At 67.0% G+C, this 15,078-nt stretch carries 15 protein-coding genes; 4 read left to right on the top strand and 11 right to left on the bottom strand.

Annotated features, from left to right (window positions below; genetic code table 11):
• Positions 1-4: 4 nt before the first annotated feature.
• A complete protein-coding gene (locus FJ311_04430; GenBank protein ID MBM3950683.1) occupies positions 5-1,381 on the bottom strand; it encodes an acetyl-CoA carboxylase biotin carboxylase subunit in 1,377 nt (458 codons plus the stop codon).
• Between the two features lie 127 nt (positions 1,382-1,508).
• Between FJ311_04430 and accB the strand changes: the two genes are divergently transcribed.
• Positions 1,509-2,057, top strand: a complete 549-nt coding sequence (gene accB / locus FJ311_04435; protein ID MBM3950684.1) for an acetyl-CoA carboxylase biotin carboxyl carrier protein — start codon at positions 1,509-1,511, stop codon at positions 2,055-2,057.
• Positions 2,058-2,082: 25 nt separating this feature from the next.
• Here accB and FJ311_04440 read toward each other — a convergent pair whose 3' ends face one another.
• The 10 genes from FJ311_04440 to FJ311_04485 all read right to left on the bottom strand — a co-directional run bounded on the left by FJ311_04440 (position 2,083) and on the right by FJ311_04485 (position 10,819).
• The gene (locus FJ311_04440) at positions 2,083-3,591 is read right to left on the bottom strand and encodes a cytochrome C oxidase Cbb3 (protein ID MBM3950685.1); all 1,509 of its coding nucleotides are present in this window, start codon (positions 3,589-3,591) and stop codon (positions 2,083-2,085) included.
• Positions 3,572-4,732, bottom strand: coding sequence for a heme d1 biosynthesis radical SAM protein NirJ (gene nirJ, locus FJ311_04445; GenBank protein ID MBM3950686.1), 1,161 nt, complete (start codon positions 4,730-4,732; stop codon positions 3,572-3,574). The genes FJ311_04440 and nirJ overlap by 20 nt, the downstream gene beginning before the upstream one ends.
• 12 nt (positions 4,733-4,744) lie before the next feature.
• Positions 4,745-5,266: an Lrp/AsnC family transcriptional regulator gene (locus FJ311_04450; protein ID MBM3950687.1), complete on the bottom strand. Its 522-nt coding sequence runs from the start codon at positions 5,264-5,266 to the stop codon at positions 4,745-4,747.
• Entirely contained in the window at positions 5,263-5,730 is a 468-nt protein-coding gene (locus tag FJ311_04455; protein MBM3950688.1) for an Lrp/AsnC family transcriptional regulator, read from the bottom strand. The genes FJ311_04450 and FJ311_04455 overlap by 4 nt, the downstream gene beginning before the upstream one ends.
• On the bottom strand, positions 5,727-6,227 hold the full coding sequence (locus tag FJ311_04460; GenBank protein MBM3950689.1) for an Lrp/AsnC family transcriptional regulator: 501 nt from the start codon (positions 6,225-6,227) through the stop codon (positions 5,727-5,729). The genes FJ311_04455 and FJ311_04460 overlap by 4 nt, the downstream gene beginning before the upstream one ends.
• Entirely contained in the window at positions 6,224-6,673 is a 450-nt protein-coding gene (locus FJ311_04465) for an Lrp/AsnC family transcriptional regulator (protein MBM3950690.1), read from the bottom strand. Before FJ311_04465 ends, FJ311_04460 begins: the two co-directional genes overlap by 4 nt.
• A gap of 2 nt (positions 6,674-6,675) precedes the next feature.
• Positions 6,676-7,854, bottom strand: coding sequence for a protein nirF (locus FJ311_04470; protein ID MBM3950691.1), 1,179 nt, complete (start codon positions 7,852-7,854; stop codon positions 6,676-6,678).
• Positions 7,851-8,228 carry a cytochrome c gene (locus tag FJ311_04475; protein ID MBM3950692.1) on the bottom strand — a complete coding sequence of 126 codons (378 nt, stop codon included), beginning with the start codon at positions 8,226-8,228 and terminating at the stop codon, positions 7,851-7,853. The genes FJ311_04470 and FJ311_04475 overlap by 4 nt, the downstream gene beginning before the upstream one ends.
• Entirely contained in the window at positions 8,173-8,964 is a 792-nt protein-coding gene (cobA, locus tag FJ311_04480) for a uroporphyrinogen-III C-methyltransferase (GenBank protein ID MBM3950693.1), read from the bottom strand. The genes FJ311_04475 and cobA overlap by 56 nt, the downstream gene beginning before the upstream one ends.
• Positions 8,965-9,073: 109 nt before the next feature.
• Positions 9,074-10,819 (bottom strand): nitrite reductase, encoded by a 1,746-nt coding sequence (locus tag FJ311_04485; GenBank protein ID MBM3950694.1) that lies wholly within the window; start codon positions 10,817-10,819, stop codon positions 9,074-9,076.
• Between the two features lie 183 nt (positions 10,820-11,002).
• On the opposite strand from FJ311_04485, the gene FJ311_04490 reads away from it, so the two are divergent.
• The 3 genes from FJ311_04490 to FJ311_04500 form a co-directional block, all read left to right on the top strand.
• Positions 11,003-13,180, top strand: coding sequence for a 4Fe-4S binding protein (locus tag FJ311_04490; protein MBM3950695.1), 2,178 nt, complete (start codon positions 11,003-11,005; stop codon positions 13,178-13,180).
• Positions 13,177-14,175 carry an FAD:protein FMN transferase gene (locus tag FJ311_04495; GenBank protein ID MBM3950696.1) on the top strand — a complete coding sequence of 333 codons (999 nt, stop codon included), beginning with the start codon at positions 13,177-13,179 and terminating at the stop codon, positions 14,173-14,175. Before FJ311_04490 ends, FJ311_04495 begins: the two co-directional genes overlap by 4 nt.
• 191 nt (positions 14,176-14,366) lie before the next feature.
• A partial coding sequence (locus FJ311_04500) for a hypothetical protein (GenBank protein ID MBM3950697.1) occupies positions 14,367-15,078 on the top strand: 712 nt, incomplete at its 3' end.

Below are 15,078 nucleotides of genomic sequence, written 5' to 3' on the forward strand. Positions count from 1 at the left end.
CGTTTTATTCTCCCCCGTTAAGCGCGCGTTGCAGGAACGCGGTTTCGACCCAGCGCGTGTGCACGGCGCCCGATTTAAAATCGCCATCGTCGAGCAGCCGGCGGTGGAAATCGAGGGTGGTGGCGAGGCCCTCGACCTCGAAGCGCGCCATGGCGTCCCGCGCCTTGGCCAGCGCGGCGTCGCGCGATTCGCCGTGTACGATCAGCTTGCCGAGCATGGAATCGTAGAACGGCGGCACGACCGCGCCATCGTGGGCGAAGCTGTCGATGCGGATGCCGGGGCCGACCGGCGGGCGCCAGCGCTTGAGCGTGCCCGGCATGGGTCGGAAATTGTTGCGCCAATCCTCGGCGTTGATGCGGAATTCGATGGCGTGGCCGCGCGCCCCTTCGGGCGGTAGGGCCGCCGCGAGTTTTTCCCCGCGCGCAACCCGGAATTGCTCCTGCACCAGATCGTGGCCGATCAGCATTTCCGTCACCGGATGCTCGACCTGGATGCGGGTGTTCATCTCGATGAAGAAGAACTCGCCAGAGGCGCTGTCGTAGATGAATTCGACCGTGCCCGCGCCGAGATAGCCGACCCCCTTGGCCAGTTTTTCGGCGGCCGCGAGAATACGCGCGCGGGTCGCGGCCGACAGCGCGGGCGAAGGGCCTTCCTCCACCAGCTTCTGGTGGCGACGCTGGATGGTGCAGTCGCGCTCGCCCAAGGCGCGCACGGTGCCATGGGCGTCGCCAAACACTTGTACCTCGATGTGGCGCACGGCCGGGAAGAAACGTTCGAGGTAGACGGCGCCGTCGCCGAACGCGGCTTCGGCCTCGCGCGCCGCTTGGTCGAACAGCGCGACGAAGCCGTCGGGCGTTTGGGCCGCCCGCATGCCGCGCCCGCCGCCGCCAGCGCGCGCCTTGAGCAGGAGGGGAAAACCGATCTTTTTCGCTTCCGCTTCGGCCGCCTTGGCGTCGGTAAAGGCACCCTCGGAGCCCGGCACCACCGGCACGCCCAGGCGAACTGCGGTCGCCTTGGCTTCTGCCTTGTCGCCCATGATGCGGATCACCTCGGGCGTGGGCCCGACGAAAACGAGTTTTTCCTCGGCGCAAGCGGCGGCGAATTCGGCCCGCTCGGAAAGGAAGCCGTAACCCGGATAGACCGCGTCGCAGCCGGCCGCCTTGGCGAGATGGAGAAGCCCCGGCACGTTGAGATAGCTCTTGGAACTCGGGCCCGGCCCGATGCGGTAGGCGTGGTTGGCGGCCCACACGTGCGGGCTCGCCGCGTCGGCGTCGGAATAGACCGCCACCGTTTCGAGGCCGAGCGCACGCGCGGCGCGAACGGCGCGCAACGCAATCTCGCCCCGGTTGGCGATCAGCACCCGCCGGAACCCTTGCGCCATAGATTTGCCCTTTGCCGCCATAATCCCCTCGCGCATACGCGAACGGAGACAATTGATTTCGCGTCGCGGAGCCCGCATAGTTTGGCCCGCCGACCGGACTGTCAAGAATACGCTTCCGGTGCGATCGATGCGACGGCCGAACCAAGCCGCCCGCGACGCAAGGGGGGAACGACGCGTGCCGCTGAGCTACAAGGAAGTCGCCGAAATCCTCAAAATCATCGACGCGTCGCAATGCGACGAAGTCGTTTTGGAATTGGGCGATACCCGTCTGGTGGTGCGCCGCGGCGCCGACGGGCGAGCGATTGCGACCACCGGAACGGGCGAAACCGTCGCGGCGCCCGCGCGCGCGCCGTCGGCGTCCTCTCCGGCCAAAACCGCTCCCGCCAAGGCGCCTCCCACCAAAAGCGCGGGTATGCCCGTCGCCGCAGCCGCGGGACAGATCGAAATCCGTTCGCCCATGGTCGGAACCTTCTATCGCCGGCCATCGCCGCGCGATCCCGCCTTCGTCGAGGTCGGGCAAAAGGTCGCGCGCGGAGCCCCCTTGGGCTTGATCGAGGTGATGAAGCTCTACACCACCATCGAGGCCCAAACCGACGGCGTGGTCGAGCAAATCGCCGCCGAGGACGGCGCCCTGGTCGAATTCGATCAGCTCTTGTTCCTGATCCGCCCGGCGTGAGTCGTCTCTCCCGAACCGGCCCTAGTCAATGGCTGGTGCCGGCGGAGCGGGTGATCTTGTTGTGGACGTTGTATTTGCCGGACGGCTTGCGCATGGCGAGCCGCTTGACCTCGGCGAACGTCGCCGCGTCGTAGACCACCAGCGCGCCGTCGTCTTCCCACACGCTGACCAGGGCATAGCGGCCGTCGCGGGTGAATTCCACGTGCGCCGCCGTCTTGCCCGGCGCCGGCGTGAGGGTGCGCACGATTTCGAGGGTGCGCTTGTCGATCACCTGGAGCGTGTCTTTTTTCGCCGGGCTGAGGAAGGAATCGGTCCAGGCGTAGGGCGTGTTCTCGTGGCTGCGCATGAAGAACCCCGGTCCGGCGGTGGCGATCCGCTTGATCGTCCGCCAATCCTTCATGTCGACGATGCTGACCGCGCCTTCGCGGATATGCGGTGTCGCCAGCACCTGCCGGCCCTCGTGCTCGAACGTGATGCCGGAACCGAGGTGCGGCATGCCCGGTAGCGCCACGTCGGCGATCTTGCGCCCGGCGTCGAGATCGACCACTTGGCCTCGCGCGCCGTCGCGCGAGGCGCCGATCAGGTGCCTGTAGGCTTGGTCGAAAAAGAAATCGTCGATCGATTCCTCGAGCCGGATGCGGCGTACCGGGAAAGAATCCGAGCGGGATTTGTCCCGGTAGGACACCTCCCAGATCTCGGGAATGTCGCGAAGGGCGAGGATGAAGCTTTTGCGCGGCTCGGCGTCGTAGACCGCGCTGACCCGCGAGGTGGTGCCCCCGTCGTCCTTGACCGCGATCACCTCGCGCACGGAAAAATCGTCGGCGTCGAGGATGGCGAGCGTCGGCGGCAACCCGTTGCCGGCCGCAACCCAACGCCCGTCGGAGGAGACCGCGATGTTGCGGGTGTTGACCGCGACCCGCGCCTCCAGCACCGGCTTCAAGCCGTAGAGATCGTATTTGCCGACCCAGCCGTCGCGCGAGCCGAGATAGACGAAGCGGCCGTCGGGCGAATACTTAGCGCCGCCGTGAAGCGCGATCCGCGACGCAAAGCGCCAGAGCGGCTCGAAGCGGTCGCCGTCGAGGACGGTGACGTGATGATCGCCGATCTCGACCACCGTGAACAGGTTGAGGGGATCGGCCTTGTGCACGGGCTTGGCCGGCAATTCGGCCGGCTTGGCGTGCACCACCCGGCTGGCGGCGATTTGCCGCTCGCCCCACTCGGGGATCGGGATCGGCGTGTAAATCCATTTGGCCAGCGCCGTTATTTCGTCTCCGCTCAGGCGGTCGGCGAAGCCCTGCATCTGGCTTGCCGGCCGGCCGTCGGCGATGACCTTGGCCGCCGCCTCGGGCTTGAGCCGACCGAGGTTTTCCGGCAGCAGCGCCGGGCCGCTTTCGCCGAAGCGGTCGGCGCCGTGGCAAGCGGCGCAATGTTCGCGATAAAGCGCCGGCGCGTCCGGGGCCGCGAACGCGGCGGACGCGGCGAACGAGGCCAACAACGCGATCCCCTGGATCAGGCTATTCCGCGGCCACGGCATCGTTCGCTCCGATTTCGGCGTCGGTGAGATAGCAACCGGGATCCGCCGCCCACGGATCGCCGGTCAGCTTGAGCGCGCGCACGCGGGTGTTGCCGCCGCAAATGGCGAAGTGCCCGCACCCGGCGCAGCGGCCGGTGATCGCGCGCGGGCGGCGCTTGAGCCCCGCCATGATCGGATCCGACACGTCCATCCAGATTTCCGAGAACGGCCGCGCACGCACATTGCCGAGGGTGTGGTGGCTCCAGAACGTGTCGGGGTGGACGTCGCCGAGATTGTCGATGTTGGCGACGTTGACGCCGGAAGCGTTGCCGCCCCATTGCTCGAGCTTGGCGCGGATATGCTCGGCCCGGTCGGGGAAGCGCCGCCGTACCCAATGCAGCAAATAGACGCCGTCGGCGTCGTTATTGCCGGTGACGAAATCGTTGGGGCAGCCGCGCGACACGGCATTCCAGCAGGCGTCGAACAGCAGGTCCATCGCCCAGCGGGTGGTGCGGTGGTGCGCGTCCGACCCGCGATTCCTGTCGCCGCGGCCGGCGTAGTTGAGATGCGAGAGATAAAATCTTTCGATCCCTTCCCGCTCGATCAGGTCGAGCAATGCCGGCAGCTCGTGGGCGTTGTCGAGGGTCGGCGTGAAGCGGACGCCGACCTTGATGCCGCGATCGCGGCAAAGGCGCAGCGCCGCGAGGGACGCCCGGTAGGCGCCTTCCTTGCGGCGAAAGCCGTCGTGGGTCGCGCCGATACCATCCAGGCTGATGCCGACGTAGCCGTAGCCGGCCTCGGCGATGGCGTCGATGTTGTCGGGGCCGATCAGGGTACCGTTGGAGGACAGCGCGACGTAGAAACCCATTTCCTTCGCCCGGCGCGTGATGGCGAAAATATCCGGACGCATCAGGGGCTCGCCGCCGGAAAGTATCAGGGCCGGCACGCCGAAGCGGCGCAAATCCTCCATCACCGCGAACACTTCGTCGGTCGAAAGCTCGCCCTTGAAATCGACGTCGGCGGAGAGCGAATAGCAGTGCTTGCAGTTCAGGTTGCAGCGCCGGATCAGGTTCCAGATCACCACCGGGCCGAGCGGCGCGCGCCGCGGGCCGACCGGGGTCGGCGTCTTGATCTCCTGCATGAACTGGCTGATGCGGAACATAAGGGCGGTCCTTCAATCGGCGAGCCGGAGCCCGGTCTTCTTCAGGATGCGCGTGCTGTAGAGCACGTCGTGGGCGCGCGTGGCGGGGCCCAGGACACCGGCGATGGTAGCGATTTTTTCCGCCACCTCGTCGCGATTCCGGCCGTGCACCATGGCGAACAGATTGTAGGGCCAAAGCGGCCGGTGGCGCGGGCGGCGGTAGCAATGGGTGACGAACGGGAGCGCGCCGACTTCGGGCCCGAGCCGTTCGATTTCGGCGTCGTCCACGTCCCAGACCGACATGCCGTTGGCCGTGACGCCGAGCCTGTAATGGTTGGGCACCGCGCCGATCCGCCGGATGACGCCGCGTGCCAGCATGCCCGCGAGGCGGGCCATCACGTCCTCGGCCGCGAGGCCGAGTTGGCCGGCAAGCGCGCGGTAGGGATCGCGGCAGAGCGGCAACCCGGCCTGCGTCGCGCGGATCAGGCGCCGGTTGGTCGCATCGAGCGCGGTGGGCGTCGGGGCTCGATCCGGGGCCGGAGCGATAACATTCATAGGCTCAACCTCAGTCCGACGAAATATTCGCGCTCCTTCGGCATGTTGACCACGTCGAGCCCGGTTTCGCGTTCGATCTCGGCGATCACTTCGGCGATCCGTTCGGGGCGCTCGGCGGACACCACGAACCACATGTTGAGCGCATGATCGCGGGCATAGTTGTGGGCAACCTCGGGATGCGCGTTGACCAGCGCCGTCACCTCGTCGAATCGTTCCGCAGGCACCGCGAGCGCCGCCAGCGTCGCGGCGCCGCCCAGCTTTTCCGCGTCGAACAAGGGACCGAAGCGGCTGAGACGCCCGTCGGCGCACATGGCTTCGATGCGCGCGATCAATTCGTCCTCGCCGAGATCGAGGCTTTCCGCCGCCCGGGCGAAGGGGCGCTCGCACACCGGAAAATCGCCCTGGAGCGCGTTGACGATCCGGCGATCGGTCTCGTCGCCGACGAAGGTTCCGGTTCCGCTCATTCCGCCGCCTCCATGCGAGTCGCGTGCGCGTAACGCGCGCCCCGCTGCTTGAAGCGCCGTCGGCTGAACAGGACCGCGTGCGGATGGCACCCGAGGGCGGTAGCGCGGTTGAGGATCGCGATCTGCTCCAGAACCGCGTCCCGGTCGCGGCCGTGGATCATGCAGAAAAGATTATAGGGCCATTCCGGCAACCGGCGCGGGCGGCGGTAGCAAAGGGTAACGAACGAATATGTCGCGGCTGCCTTGCCGATGGCGTCGGCGTCCGCGTCCGGCACGTCCCACACGCACATGGCGTTGGCGGTGAAGCCGAGTTCGTGGTGGCGCACCACCGCCCCGAAGCGGCGGATGACGCGGCGCGCCACCAGGGCTTCGAGGCGGGCGATCACCTCGCCTTCGCCGATCCCGAGGCGCGATCCGATCGCCGCGTACGGTTCCGGCACCAGCGGCAGGCCGTCGGCGATCTCGGCCAGCAGGCGGCTATCGAGCGAATCGATCATGCGAGCGGAAATCCCAAATCGATGTGGTAGGAGCGGACCAGCGGCAGATCGAGGGCCGCGAGCCCGGTCAGGTTTTCGATGCGGCGCAGTACCTCGGCGACCGCGCCGGCATCGGCGGCGGTGACGACGAACCAGAGATTGTAGGCGTGCTCGCGCTCGTAGTTGTGGTTGACCTCGGGCTGCGCGCTGACGAGCGCCGCGACTTCGACGAGGCGCTCCGGCGGCACCGCCAAGGCGGCGAGCGTGCTGGCCCCGGCCGCGTTGGGGGTCACCACCGCGCCGATCCGGCTGAGGGCGCCTTCTTCCTTGAGGCGGGCGTAGGCGGCGATCACCTCGGCCTCGCCGAGGCCGGTCGCCGCGGCGATCGCCGAAAACGGTCGCGACACCAGCGGAAAATCGCGCTGGTAGCCATCGAGCAGCTTGAGGTCGGCCGGGTCCAGGTTCATGGCTACAATCCGATCCGGTTGGCGCGCGCGGCGAACAGGATGCCGGACGGCTTTTCCGCCGGGAGCGACGCGATCCGGCGAAAATCGCGGGTATCGAATACGTCGACGCGGTCTTCGTCGCGCACCGAGATCCAGACCTGCTCGCCGCGCGGCGTGAATTCCATGTGCAACACCGCCTTGCCCGGCTTGAACGCGTGCACGATCTTGAGCGCGACGGTGTCGATCACCTGCACCGCGTCGTTCAAGGGATGGGCGAAGTTGACCCACACCTGGCGGCCGTCGGGCCGGGCCATGACGAACACCGGCTGGCCGTGGACGGGAATGCGCGCGACCTCGACCCAGTTCCGCGCGTCCACCACCAGCACTTCGTGGCGGCCGATGGCGGGAAGGAACACATAATCGCCCGCCTTCGCCCAACCGCGCAGGTGCGGCATCTTGTAAACCGGCAATTTCTCCGCGCCCTTGCCGTAGTCGCCGAGAATCCGGCGCACGCCTTGTTCGGGCTTCCACAGATCGAGCAGCGCGACGCCGTCCTCGCCGAACAAGCCGGCGAGGTAATGACGCCCATTGGGCGTCACCAGCCCGTCGTAGGGAAGCCTGCCGATGTCGCGATGCTTGACCAGGGTCGGCTTTTGGGGATCGGCGAGATCGGCGATCCAGATTTCGCCCCCGTCATAGAGCGTGAACGCGAACCGCTGCCCGGGCAAATCGGCCAAGCCCACCACCTTGGAGCGCGCGCCGCCGTCGCCCCAGGTCGCCGGAATGTCGGCGACAGGCGCGAGCGTCGCCGAATCGAACACGCGCACGCCGCCCGGTTCGTAATTGGCGACCGCGATCAGGGTGCCGTCCTGGGAAATGGCGCCGCCGATGCTGTTGCCCGCCTGGACGATGCGCTTTTCGATCCGCGCCAGCAGCAAATCGACCTTGCTCAGGCCGCCGTCGCGACCGAACACGTAGGCATAGCGCCCGTCGCGGGAAAAAACCGCGGTGGCGTGGCTGAGATCGCCGAGCCCGCTCACGCGGCCGAGACTGGTGCGCCCGGTCGTTTCGACGATCTGTATCGAGCCGCTCGCGCGCTCGACCACGATGCCGAGATCATTGGTGCCGCGCACGCCGTCGGCGATAGCGGTCATGGGCGCGAGCCCGACGACCACGGCAAGGGCGCGAATCCACGATGTCATGGCAATCCCTCCTTCAACGCGCGCGCGATCCAAACGGCTTCCGCTTCGGTCAGCATCGGCCGCCACGGGGGCATGGGCGTGCCCGGCATGCCGTCGAGAATGACCGCCGCGAGAACGTCTTCATGCTTGTCGGCGAGTGTCTCGGGCAGCAGCGGCGCGCCGAGCCCGCCCTTCATGGTCATGCCGTGGCACGACCCGCAGTCCTGGCGCACGAGATAGGTCAGCTCGCGCTCGCGCGCGGGCGACAAGCGGCCGTCGGCGGCGACGACCGGAACGACGGCCGCCGCGATCAGCGTCGCGGCGAGCGCGATCGCGCCGTTATTCCGCCGCCGCGAACGCGCCTCGTCGAACCTTGTTGGCTCCAGCCTCAACATTCCCCTCCTCCGTTTCCTCGCCCGGCCGAGCCATCCCCGCGGTGCGGCCGACGATGAAAAGAACCGGACCATCGAATCCCGCTTCCGCCGCGCGGGCGGCGATGGTCCCAAGCGTGGCGCGGACATGGCGCTGGCGCGGCGTGGTGCCGTTGCAAACGGCGACCGCCGGCGTGGCGGGATCGAGCCCGTGCGCGATGACGCTCCACGCGATCCGCTCGATATTGGCGAATCCCATGTAGACGACCAGCGTCGTGTCGGCATCGGCGAGTCCCCGCCAATCGAAGTTCAAATCCGCGTCCTCGCGGCAATGACCGGTAACGAAACGCACGCCCGTCGCCAGCCCGCGATGGGTGAGCGGCACGCCAACCGAAGCGGCGCACGCCGAGGCCGAAGTCACGCCCGGCACCACCTCACATAGAATGCCGGCGCCGGTCAGCGCCGCGACTTCCTCGGAGCCGCGCCCGAACAGCAGCGGATCGCCACCCTTGAGACGGACGATGCGGCGGCCGTCCTTGGCCAGGGCCACCAGCAGCGCGTTGATGTCTTCCTGCGGCACCGGATGATGGCCCGGGCGCTTGCCGACGTCGAAGCGCGCGGCTCCCGGCGGGACCAAGGCCATGATCTCCTCGGACACCAGCCGGTCATAGACGACGATGTCGGCCTCGTTGATCAGGCGGCGCGCCTTGCAGGTCAGCAGTTCCGGATCGCCCGGCCCCGCGCCCACCAGATACACCACCGCATCGCCGCTCGGTTTTTTCACGTTCGTCTCCTGCCCTCCGTCGATCGAAGTCGGAAAGAAACCGGCGGGACGGAGGGGGTTGCCCCGCCGGTTTCCCCGAAGACGCTCAGTACACGTCCTTGCGGGTGTTGTGGACGTTGAACTTGCCGGTCGGTGTGATCAGCCGCTTGTCGCGGATGACCGTCTTCGGCTTGAGCGTCTTGTCGTCGACGACGACGATCGCCGATTCCTGTTCTTTCGCGTTCCACACGGAGAACCAGATCTCGTCGCCGTTTTTGTTGTATTCGCCCTGAACGATGCGGCGCACGCCTTCCTTGATTCCCGACCACTCGCCGATCGGAAGCGTCTTGTACGGCGCGTCCAGGTTCTTGATGTCGAACACCGCCACCGACGACGCGAGGCTCGCTTCGGGATGCAACGGGGTATCGACGTAGAGATGATTGGACTTGGGGTGAGTCTTGATGAACAGCGACCCGCCGCCCTGGCCCTTGAGGGCCTGCACGACTTTCCAGGCGTGCTGCTTGTTCTTTTCCGGATCGGTGCCGATGATCGCGATGGATTCATCGCCGAGATGGCTGGTGGCCCAGACCGGACCGAACTTGGGATGGACGAAGTTGGCCCCGCGCCCCGGGTGCGGCGTCGCGCCAACTTCGACCAACCCCATCAGCTTGCGATCCTGGGTGTCGACCACCGCGATCTTGTTGCGGGCGTTCGCCGCGACCATGAAATAGCGCCCGGTCGATTCGAACCCGCCGTCGTGCAGGAATCGCTCCGCGCCGATGGTCGCGACCGACAGATTCTTGAGGTCGGAGTAGTTGACGAGCAGGATCTTGCCGGTCTCCTTGACGTTGACCACGAATTCCGGGTGCTTGTGGGACGCGACGATGGCGGCGACGCGCGGTTCGGGGTGGTATTCCTGGGTATCCACCGTCATGCCGCGGGTCGAGACGATGGTGAGCGGCTCGAGCGTGTCGCCCTTCATGATCGCGAATTGCGGCGGCCAGTACGAGCCGGCGACGGCGAACTTGTCCTCGAATCCCTTGAACTTGGAGGTTTCGACCGAGCGCGCCTCGGCGCCGACCTTGATTTCGGCGATCGACGCCGGTTTCTCCATCCACAGGTCGATCAAATCGATCTTGGCGTCGCGGCCGATGACGTAAAGATAGCGCCCCGACGCGGAAACGCGCGAAATGTGAACCGCATATCCGGTCTTGATGATTTCGACGATTTTCTTGGTTCCGCCGTCGATCAAGGCGATCTCGCCGGTGTCGCGCAGCGTGACCGAGAACAGATTGTCGATATCGATATTGTTCATCTTCTTGGTCGGACGCTTGTCGACCGGCACGTGCACCTTCCAGGTCGCCTTCATCTCCGCCATGCCGAATTCGGGCGGTTGCGGCGGATCGAGCAGCAGGTACTTGGCCATGATCTCGATGTCTTGTTCCGACATCGCGCCCGATTCGCCCCAGTTAGGCATGCCGGCGGGCGAGCCGTAGGTGATGAACGCCTTCAGGTAATCGAAGCCGTTTTGCTTGGTGACGTCGGGCGTGAGCGGCTTGCCGGTCGCGCCCTTGCGCAACACGCCGTGGCAACCGGCGCACCGTTCGAAGTAGAGCAGCTTGGCGCGCTCGAACTCGGCCTTGGTGAGCTGCGGCTCGTCGGGCCGGGCGCCGGGCTGCGGCGCATCCTTGAGCACGTCCATGCGCGGCTGATAGCGGTCGCCCGGAGTGGTTTTGTGCTTTTGCAGATCGGAAGCCTTGGGCTGGGCCTTGGGCGACTGCTGCGCCTCAAGAGAAGCCTGCGTGAACACGAGCGCGGCGGGTAAAATCAGGGCGCCTAAAATTCGATGCATCTAATCCTCCGGAGGTAAAGCGTGTTGTTCGGTCAGGTTAATTTCACCCCCCTGTCTCCCGCCTTGACCGAAATCAATCCCCTGTTTCCCTTTGGGATTAGGCTTGCGCGCCCCTTAGGGTCGGGGCCGGAAACCGCCGGTCCGTGATAGGATTTACCGGACCCCGGAAATGGGATTTGGGAGATGAACAAGGCCGCGATGGACGAAAATCCGGCAATACCCCCCATCGGTCATTTTTTCCGGCCGCGGCCCAGCGCGGTTCTTCGGGGCCTCGTCTTGATGGTCATGGGTTTCACCGCCTGCTCGTGGGGGGGATCGGCGGCGGCGCAGACCGTCACGCCCGAACTTCCGCGCGCGTATTCCTCGGCCGGCTTCGCGCGCGAAGCCCCGGTCGCGCCCGATGTCCTGCGGATCGTCTTTCCCGGCGCGACCCGTGTCGGCGAGTTTTCCGGAACGCCACCGGCGGCGATCGCGTTCGAAAACGAGGCGCCCATCGGCTACGTCTTTTCGACCCGCGCCGTGATCGGGTCGGTCGGATTCTCGGGCAAGCCGCTCGACGTCCTTGCCGGGCTCGGCAACGACGGCCTCATTCGCGGCGCCGTTCTCCGCCGGCACAGCGAACCGATCCTCGTGATCGGCATCCCGGAGGAGCAGTTGAACCGCTACGTCGCCGCCCTCGCGGGGCTCGACATCCGCGCCACCCAACTCGGCGCGATCCGTCCCGGCGCCCGGGACACCCCCGACATGATCGTCGGCGCTACCATTTCGAGCGCGGTGATCCGCGACGCGGTCGTGCGCTCGGCGCGCGCCGTCGCCCGCGCGCGCGGATTGTTCGGCATGCGCGCGGCCGCCCGGCTCGATCGGGAAACCTTCGAGCCGACCGGCTGGCGCGATCTTCTGGCCGACGGTTCCCTGGTCGCGCGCCGCTTTACCCGCGCCGACGCCGGGCTTGACGGCGATCCGTCGGAAACCTTCGTCACTATCCATGCGGGATTGCTGACCCCGGCGCGCGTCGGCCAGAACCTGCTCGGTGCCGTCGATTTCAACGCCCTGCTCGCCGAAATGGGCGCCGACGACCAGGTCGTTCTGATCGCCGCCGACGGCCTCTATTCCTTCAAGGGCACCGAGTGGGTGCGCAGCGGCGTGTTCGAGCGCATCGAAATCCGGCAAGCCGAACGCACCATCCGCCTGACGCGCGAACGGCATCGCAACGTCGAACGCCTGCGCCCGCCCGACAGCCCGGCGCCGCGCGAGATCGGAATGTTCATCGTTCCGGCGGACACGGGATTCGATCCGCTTCTGCCGTGGCGCCTGTCGTTCCTGGTCGAGCGCGAAGGAAAGCCTCCGACAACCCTGGAACTCCCCTACCGCCTGCCCGAACGTTACCGCGTTCCCGCGGACGTCGACGCGGACGAGGCGGCCGCGCCCGACGAATTGCTTTGGCAGCGGATCTGGAAGGAACGGGCGGGGCCGATCGCCGGGCTGGCGGTGATGCTCGGGATTCTGTCCGCCATTCTCGTTTTCCAGGATTGGCTCACGTCGCATACGCCCCGCTATCGTTTCGTTCGTTTCGTCTTTCTTGCCGTCACGTTCGTCTGGCTCGGCTGGTTCGCGGGCGCGCAGCTCTCCGTCGTCAATGTCCTTACTTTCGCGCACGCCCTGTTGACCGGATTTCATTGGGAGTTTTTCCTGATCGATCCGCTGATCTTCATCCTCTGGGGCTATGTGGCGGTCACGCTGCTGTTCTGGGGGCGGGGCGTCTTTTGCGGTTGGCTATGCCCGTTCGGCGCGCTTCAGGAACTCCTCAACGAGATCGCCCGTCGCTTGCGCGTGCCGCAATTCGCGATCCCGTTCGCGGTCCACGAACGGCTCTGGCCGATCAAGTACATCATCTTCCTCGGCCTGTTCGCGCTCTCGCTCCACTCGACGACCATGGCCGTGTATGCCGCCGAGGTCGAGCCCTTCAAAACCACGATCGTGCTGCGCTTCGCCCGCGCCGGGCCGTTCCTCCTTTACGTCGCGCTTCTGCTCGCGGCCGGTTTGTTCGTCGAGCGGTTCTTCTGCCGCTATCTCTGCCCGCTCGGCGCGGCGCTGGCGATCCCCGCGCGCCTGCGCATGTTCGAATGGCTCAAGCGCCGCCATCAGTGCGGACGCGAGTGCCATATCTGCGCCGTGCGCTGCACCGTCCAGGCGATCCATCCGAACGGCGCGATCAATCCCAACGAGTGCATCTACTGCCTCAACTGCCAGTCGGTTTATCACGACGCTCATACGTGCCCGCCGTTGATCCATCGCCGCCAACGACGTCAAGCCCAGGATGCATTGCGCGCCGCGGCCTCTCAGGATCCCGCCCCGTCATGACCCGAACCGCCGCCGCTCCCGCCCGCTTCTCCCGCCGCCGCGCGCTCGCCGTGCTCGCGGCGGCCGGCGCGACGCTCCTGACCGGACGGCCGGCGAAGGCCGCGCCGGCGCGCTGGGAATGGCGGGGGCAAGCCATGGGTGCGGACGCGCGCCTTATTCTGTTGCACCCCGACCAATCCGTTGCGCGCGCCGCCGCCGATGCGTGCGCCGCCGAGATCGCGCGGCTCGAAGCCGAGTTCAGCCTCTACCGCGCCGACTCCGCGCTCAGCCGCTTGAATCGTTTTGGCCGGCTCGACCATCCCGGCCACGACCTGCGCCGGCTGCTGGCCGAGGCGCTCGGCTTCGCGCACAGCACCGACGGCACGTTCGATCCCACCGTTCAACCGCTCTGGGAACTCTACGCCGAGCACTTCGCCCGGACCTCGGGCGCGATCCCGTCGCCGGAGGCCGTGGCGGCCGTCATGGCGGCGGTCGGTTGGCGGCGGGTCGCCTTTTCGGTCGAAGCGATCGCGCTCGCGCCCGGGACGCGCCTCACCCTCAACGGCATCGCGCAGGGCTACATCACCGACCGCGTCGCCGATCTGTTGCGCGCGCGCGGTTTCGAGCGCGTGCTGATCGACCTCGGCGAGACCCGCGCGCTGGGCGCGGGCCCGCGGAACGCGCCTTGGGCCGTCGGGATCGCGGAACGGAGCGGCGGCTCCGCGCTGTTCCGAATCCCGCTTGAAGATCGCGCGCTCGCCGTTTCCGCGCCGGCGGGAACCGTGTTCGAGCCGTCCGGCCGTTGGCATCACCTGCTTGACACCGCGACCGGCGCGCCGGCGTCTTCCTGGCGCCTGGTCGCGGTACGGGCGGCGGACGCGACCACGGCGGATGCCCTGTCGACCGCGCTGGCCGCCTCGCCCCCGGAACGGAGCCGGACGATCCTCGGCGCGCATCCCGGGGCGGAAGCCTGGGCCATGGACGGAAACACCACGCTCCGCCGCATCGCCGGATAAACCGGGCCGACGACCGGCGTTCCGGAAGACCCGGCGCCGCTATCCCGCTTTTTGGGCGATTTTCCTCGGCCGGATCTTGCCGGTTTGATCCCTGTCAAGGAGCCCGGCGGGAGGCCTTGCTAGCCATATCGGACTCGCGAAGCCCGGGACGCGCCCGGCCGCCCCATTCGACCACGCCGGAGGAACGACTCATGATCAGGCGCTTGCTGCAATTCAAAATCCTCGGGATCGGCCTGGTCGCCGGCGGAATCCTGTTCGGCGCCGGCATCGTGTTCTGGGGCGGCTTCAATACCGCGATGGAAGCGACCAACACCCTGGGGTTCTGCAAGTCGTGCCACGAAATGCGGACCATGGTGTTCGCCGAATATTCCCTGACCGGGCACTACGAAAACCGCACCGGCGTGCGCGCGACGTGCTCGGACTGCCACGTTCCCGATCCCTGGGTTTACAAGTTCGTACGCAAGGTTCAGGCGACCAATGAGCTGTACCATTGGGCGCTCGGCTCCATCGACACTCCGGAAAAATTCGAAGCCAAACGCCTGACGCTGGCCAAGAACGTTTGGCAGTCGATGAAGGCGACCGATTCGCGCGAATGCCGCAACTGCCATTCGTGGGAAGGCATGAGCACCGCTAATCAGAAACCGCGCGCGGCCAAGCAGCACGCCGACGCCCGGAAGGAAGGCGCGACCTGCATCGACTGCCACAAGGGCGTGGCGCACCGCGCCATCCACAAAATCCTGCCCGACGATTATCCCGTCTACGACGGCAAGCCGGATACCCGTTTCAAGCTCGCAGTGGTCGGCCCCGAGCAGCTGAAGGCCGAAATCGCCGCCAATCGCGGGATCACGCTGGCGTCCGCCGCAGCCGCCCCGGCGGCGGCCCCGGCCGCCGCGACCGCCGTCC

Source organism: Rhodospirillales bacterium (genome assembly GCA_016872535.1).
In the GTDB taxonomy this organism is placed as follows: Bacteria; Pseudomonadota; Alphaproteobacteria; order Rhodospirillales; family 2-12-FULL-67-15; genus 2-12-FULL-67-15.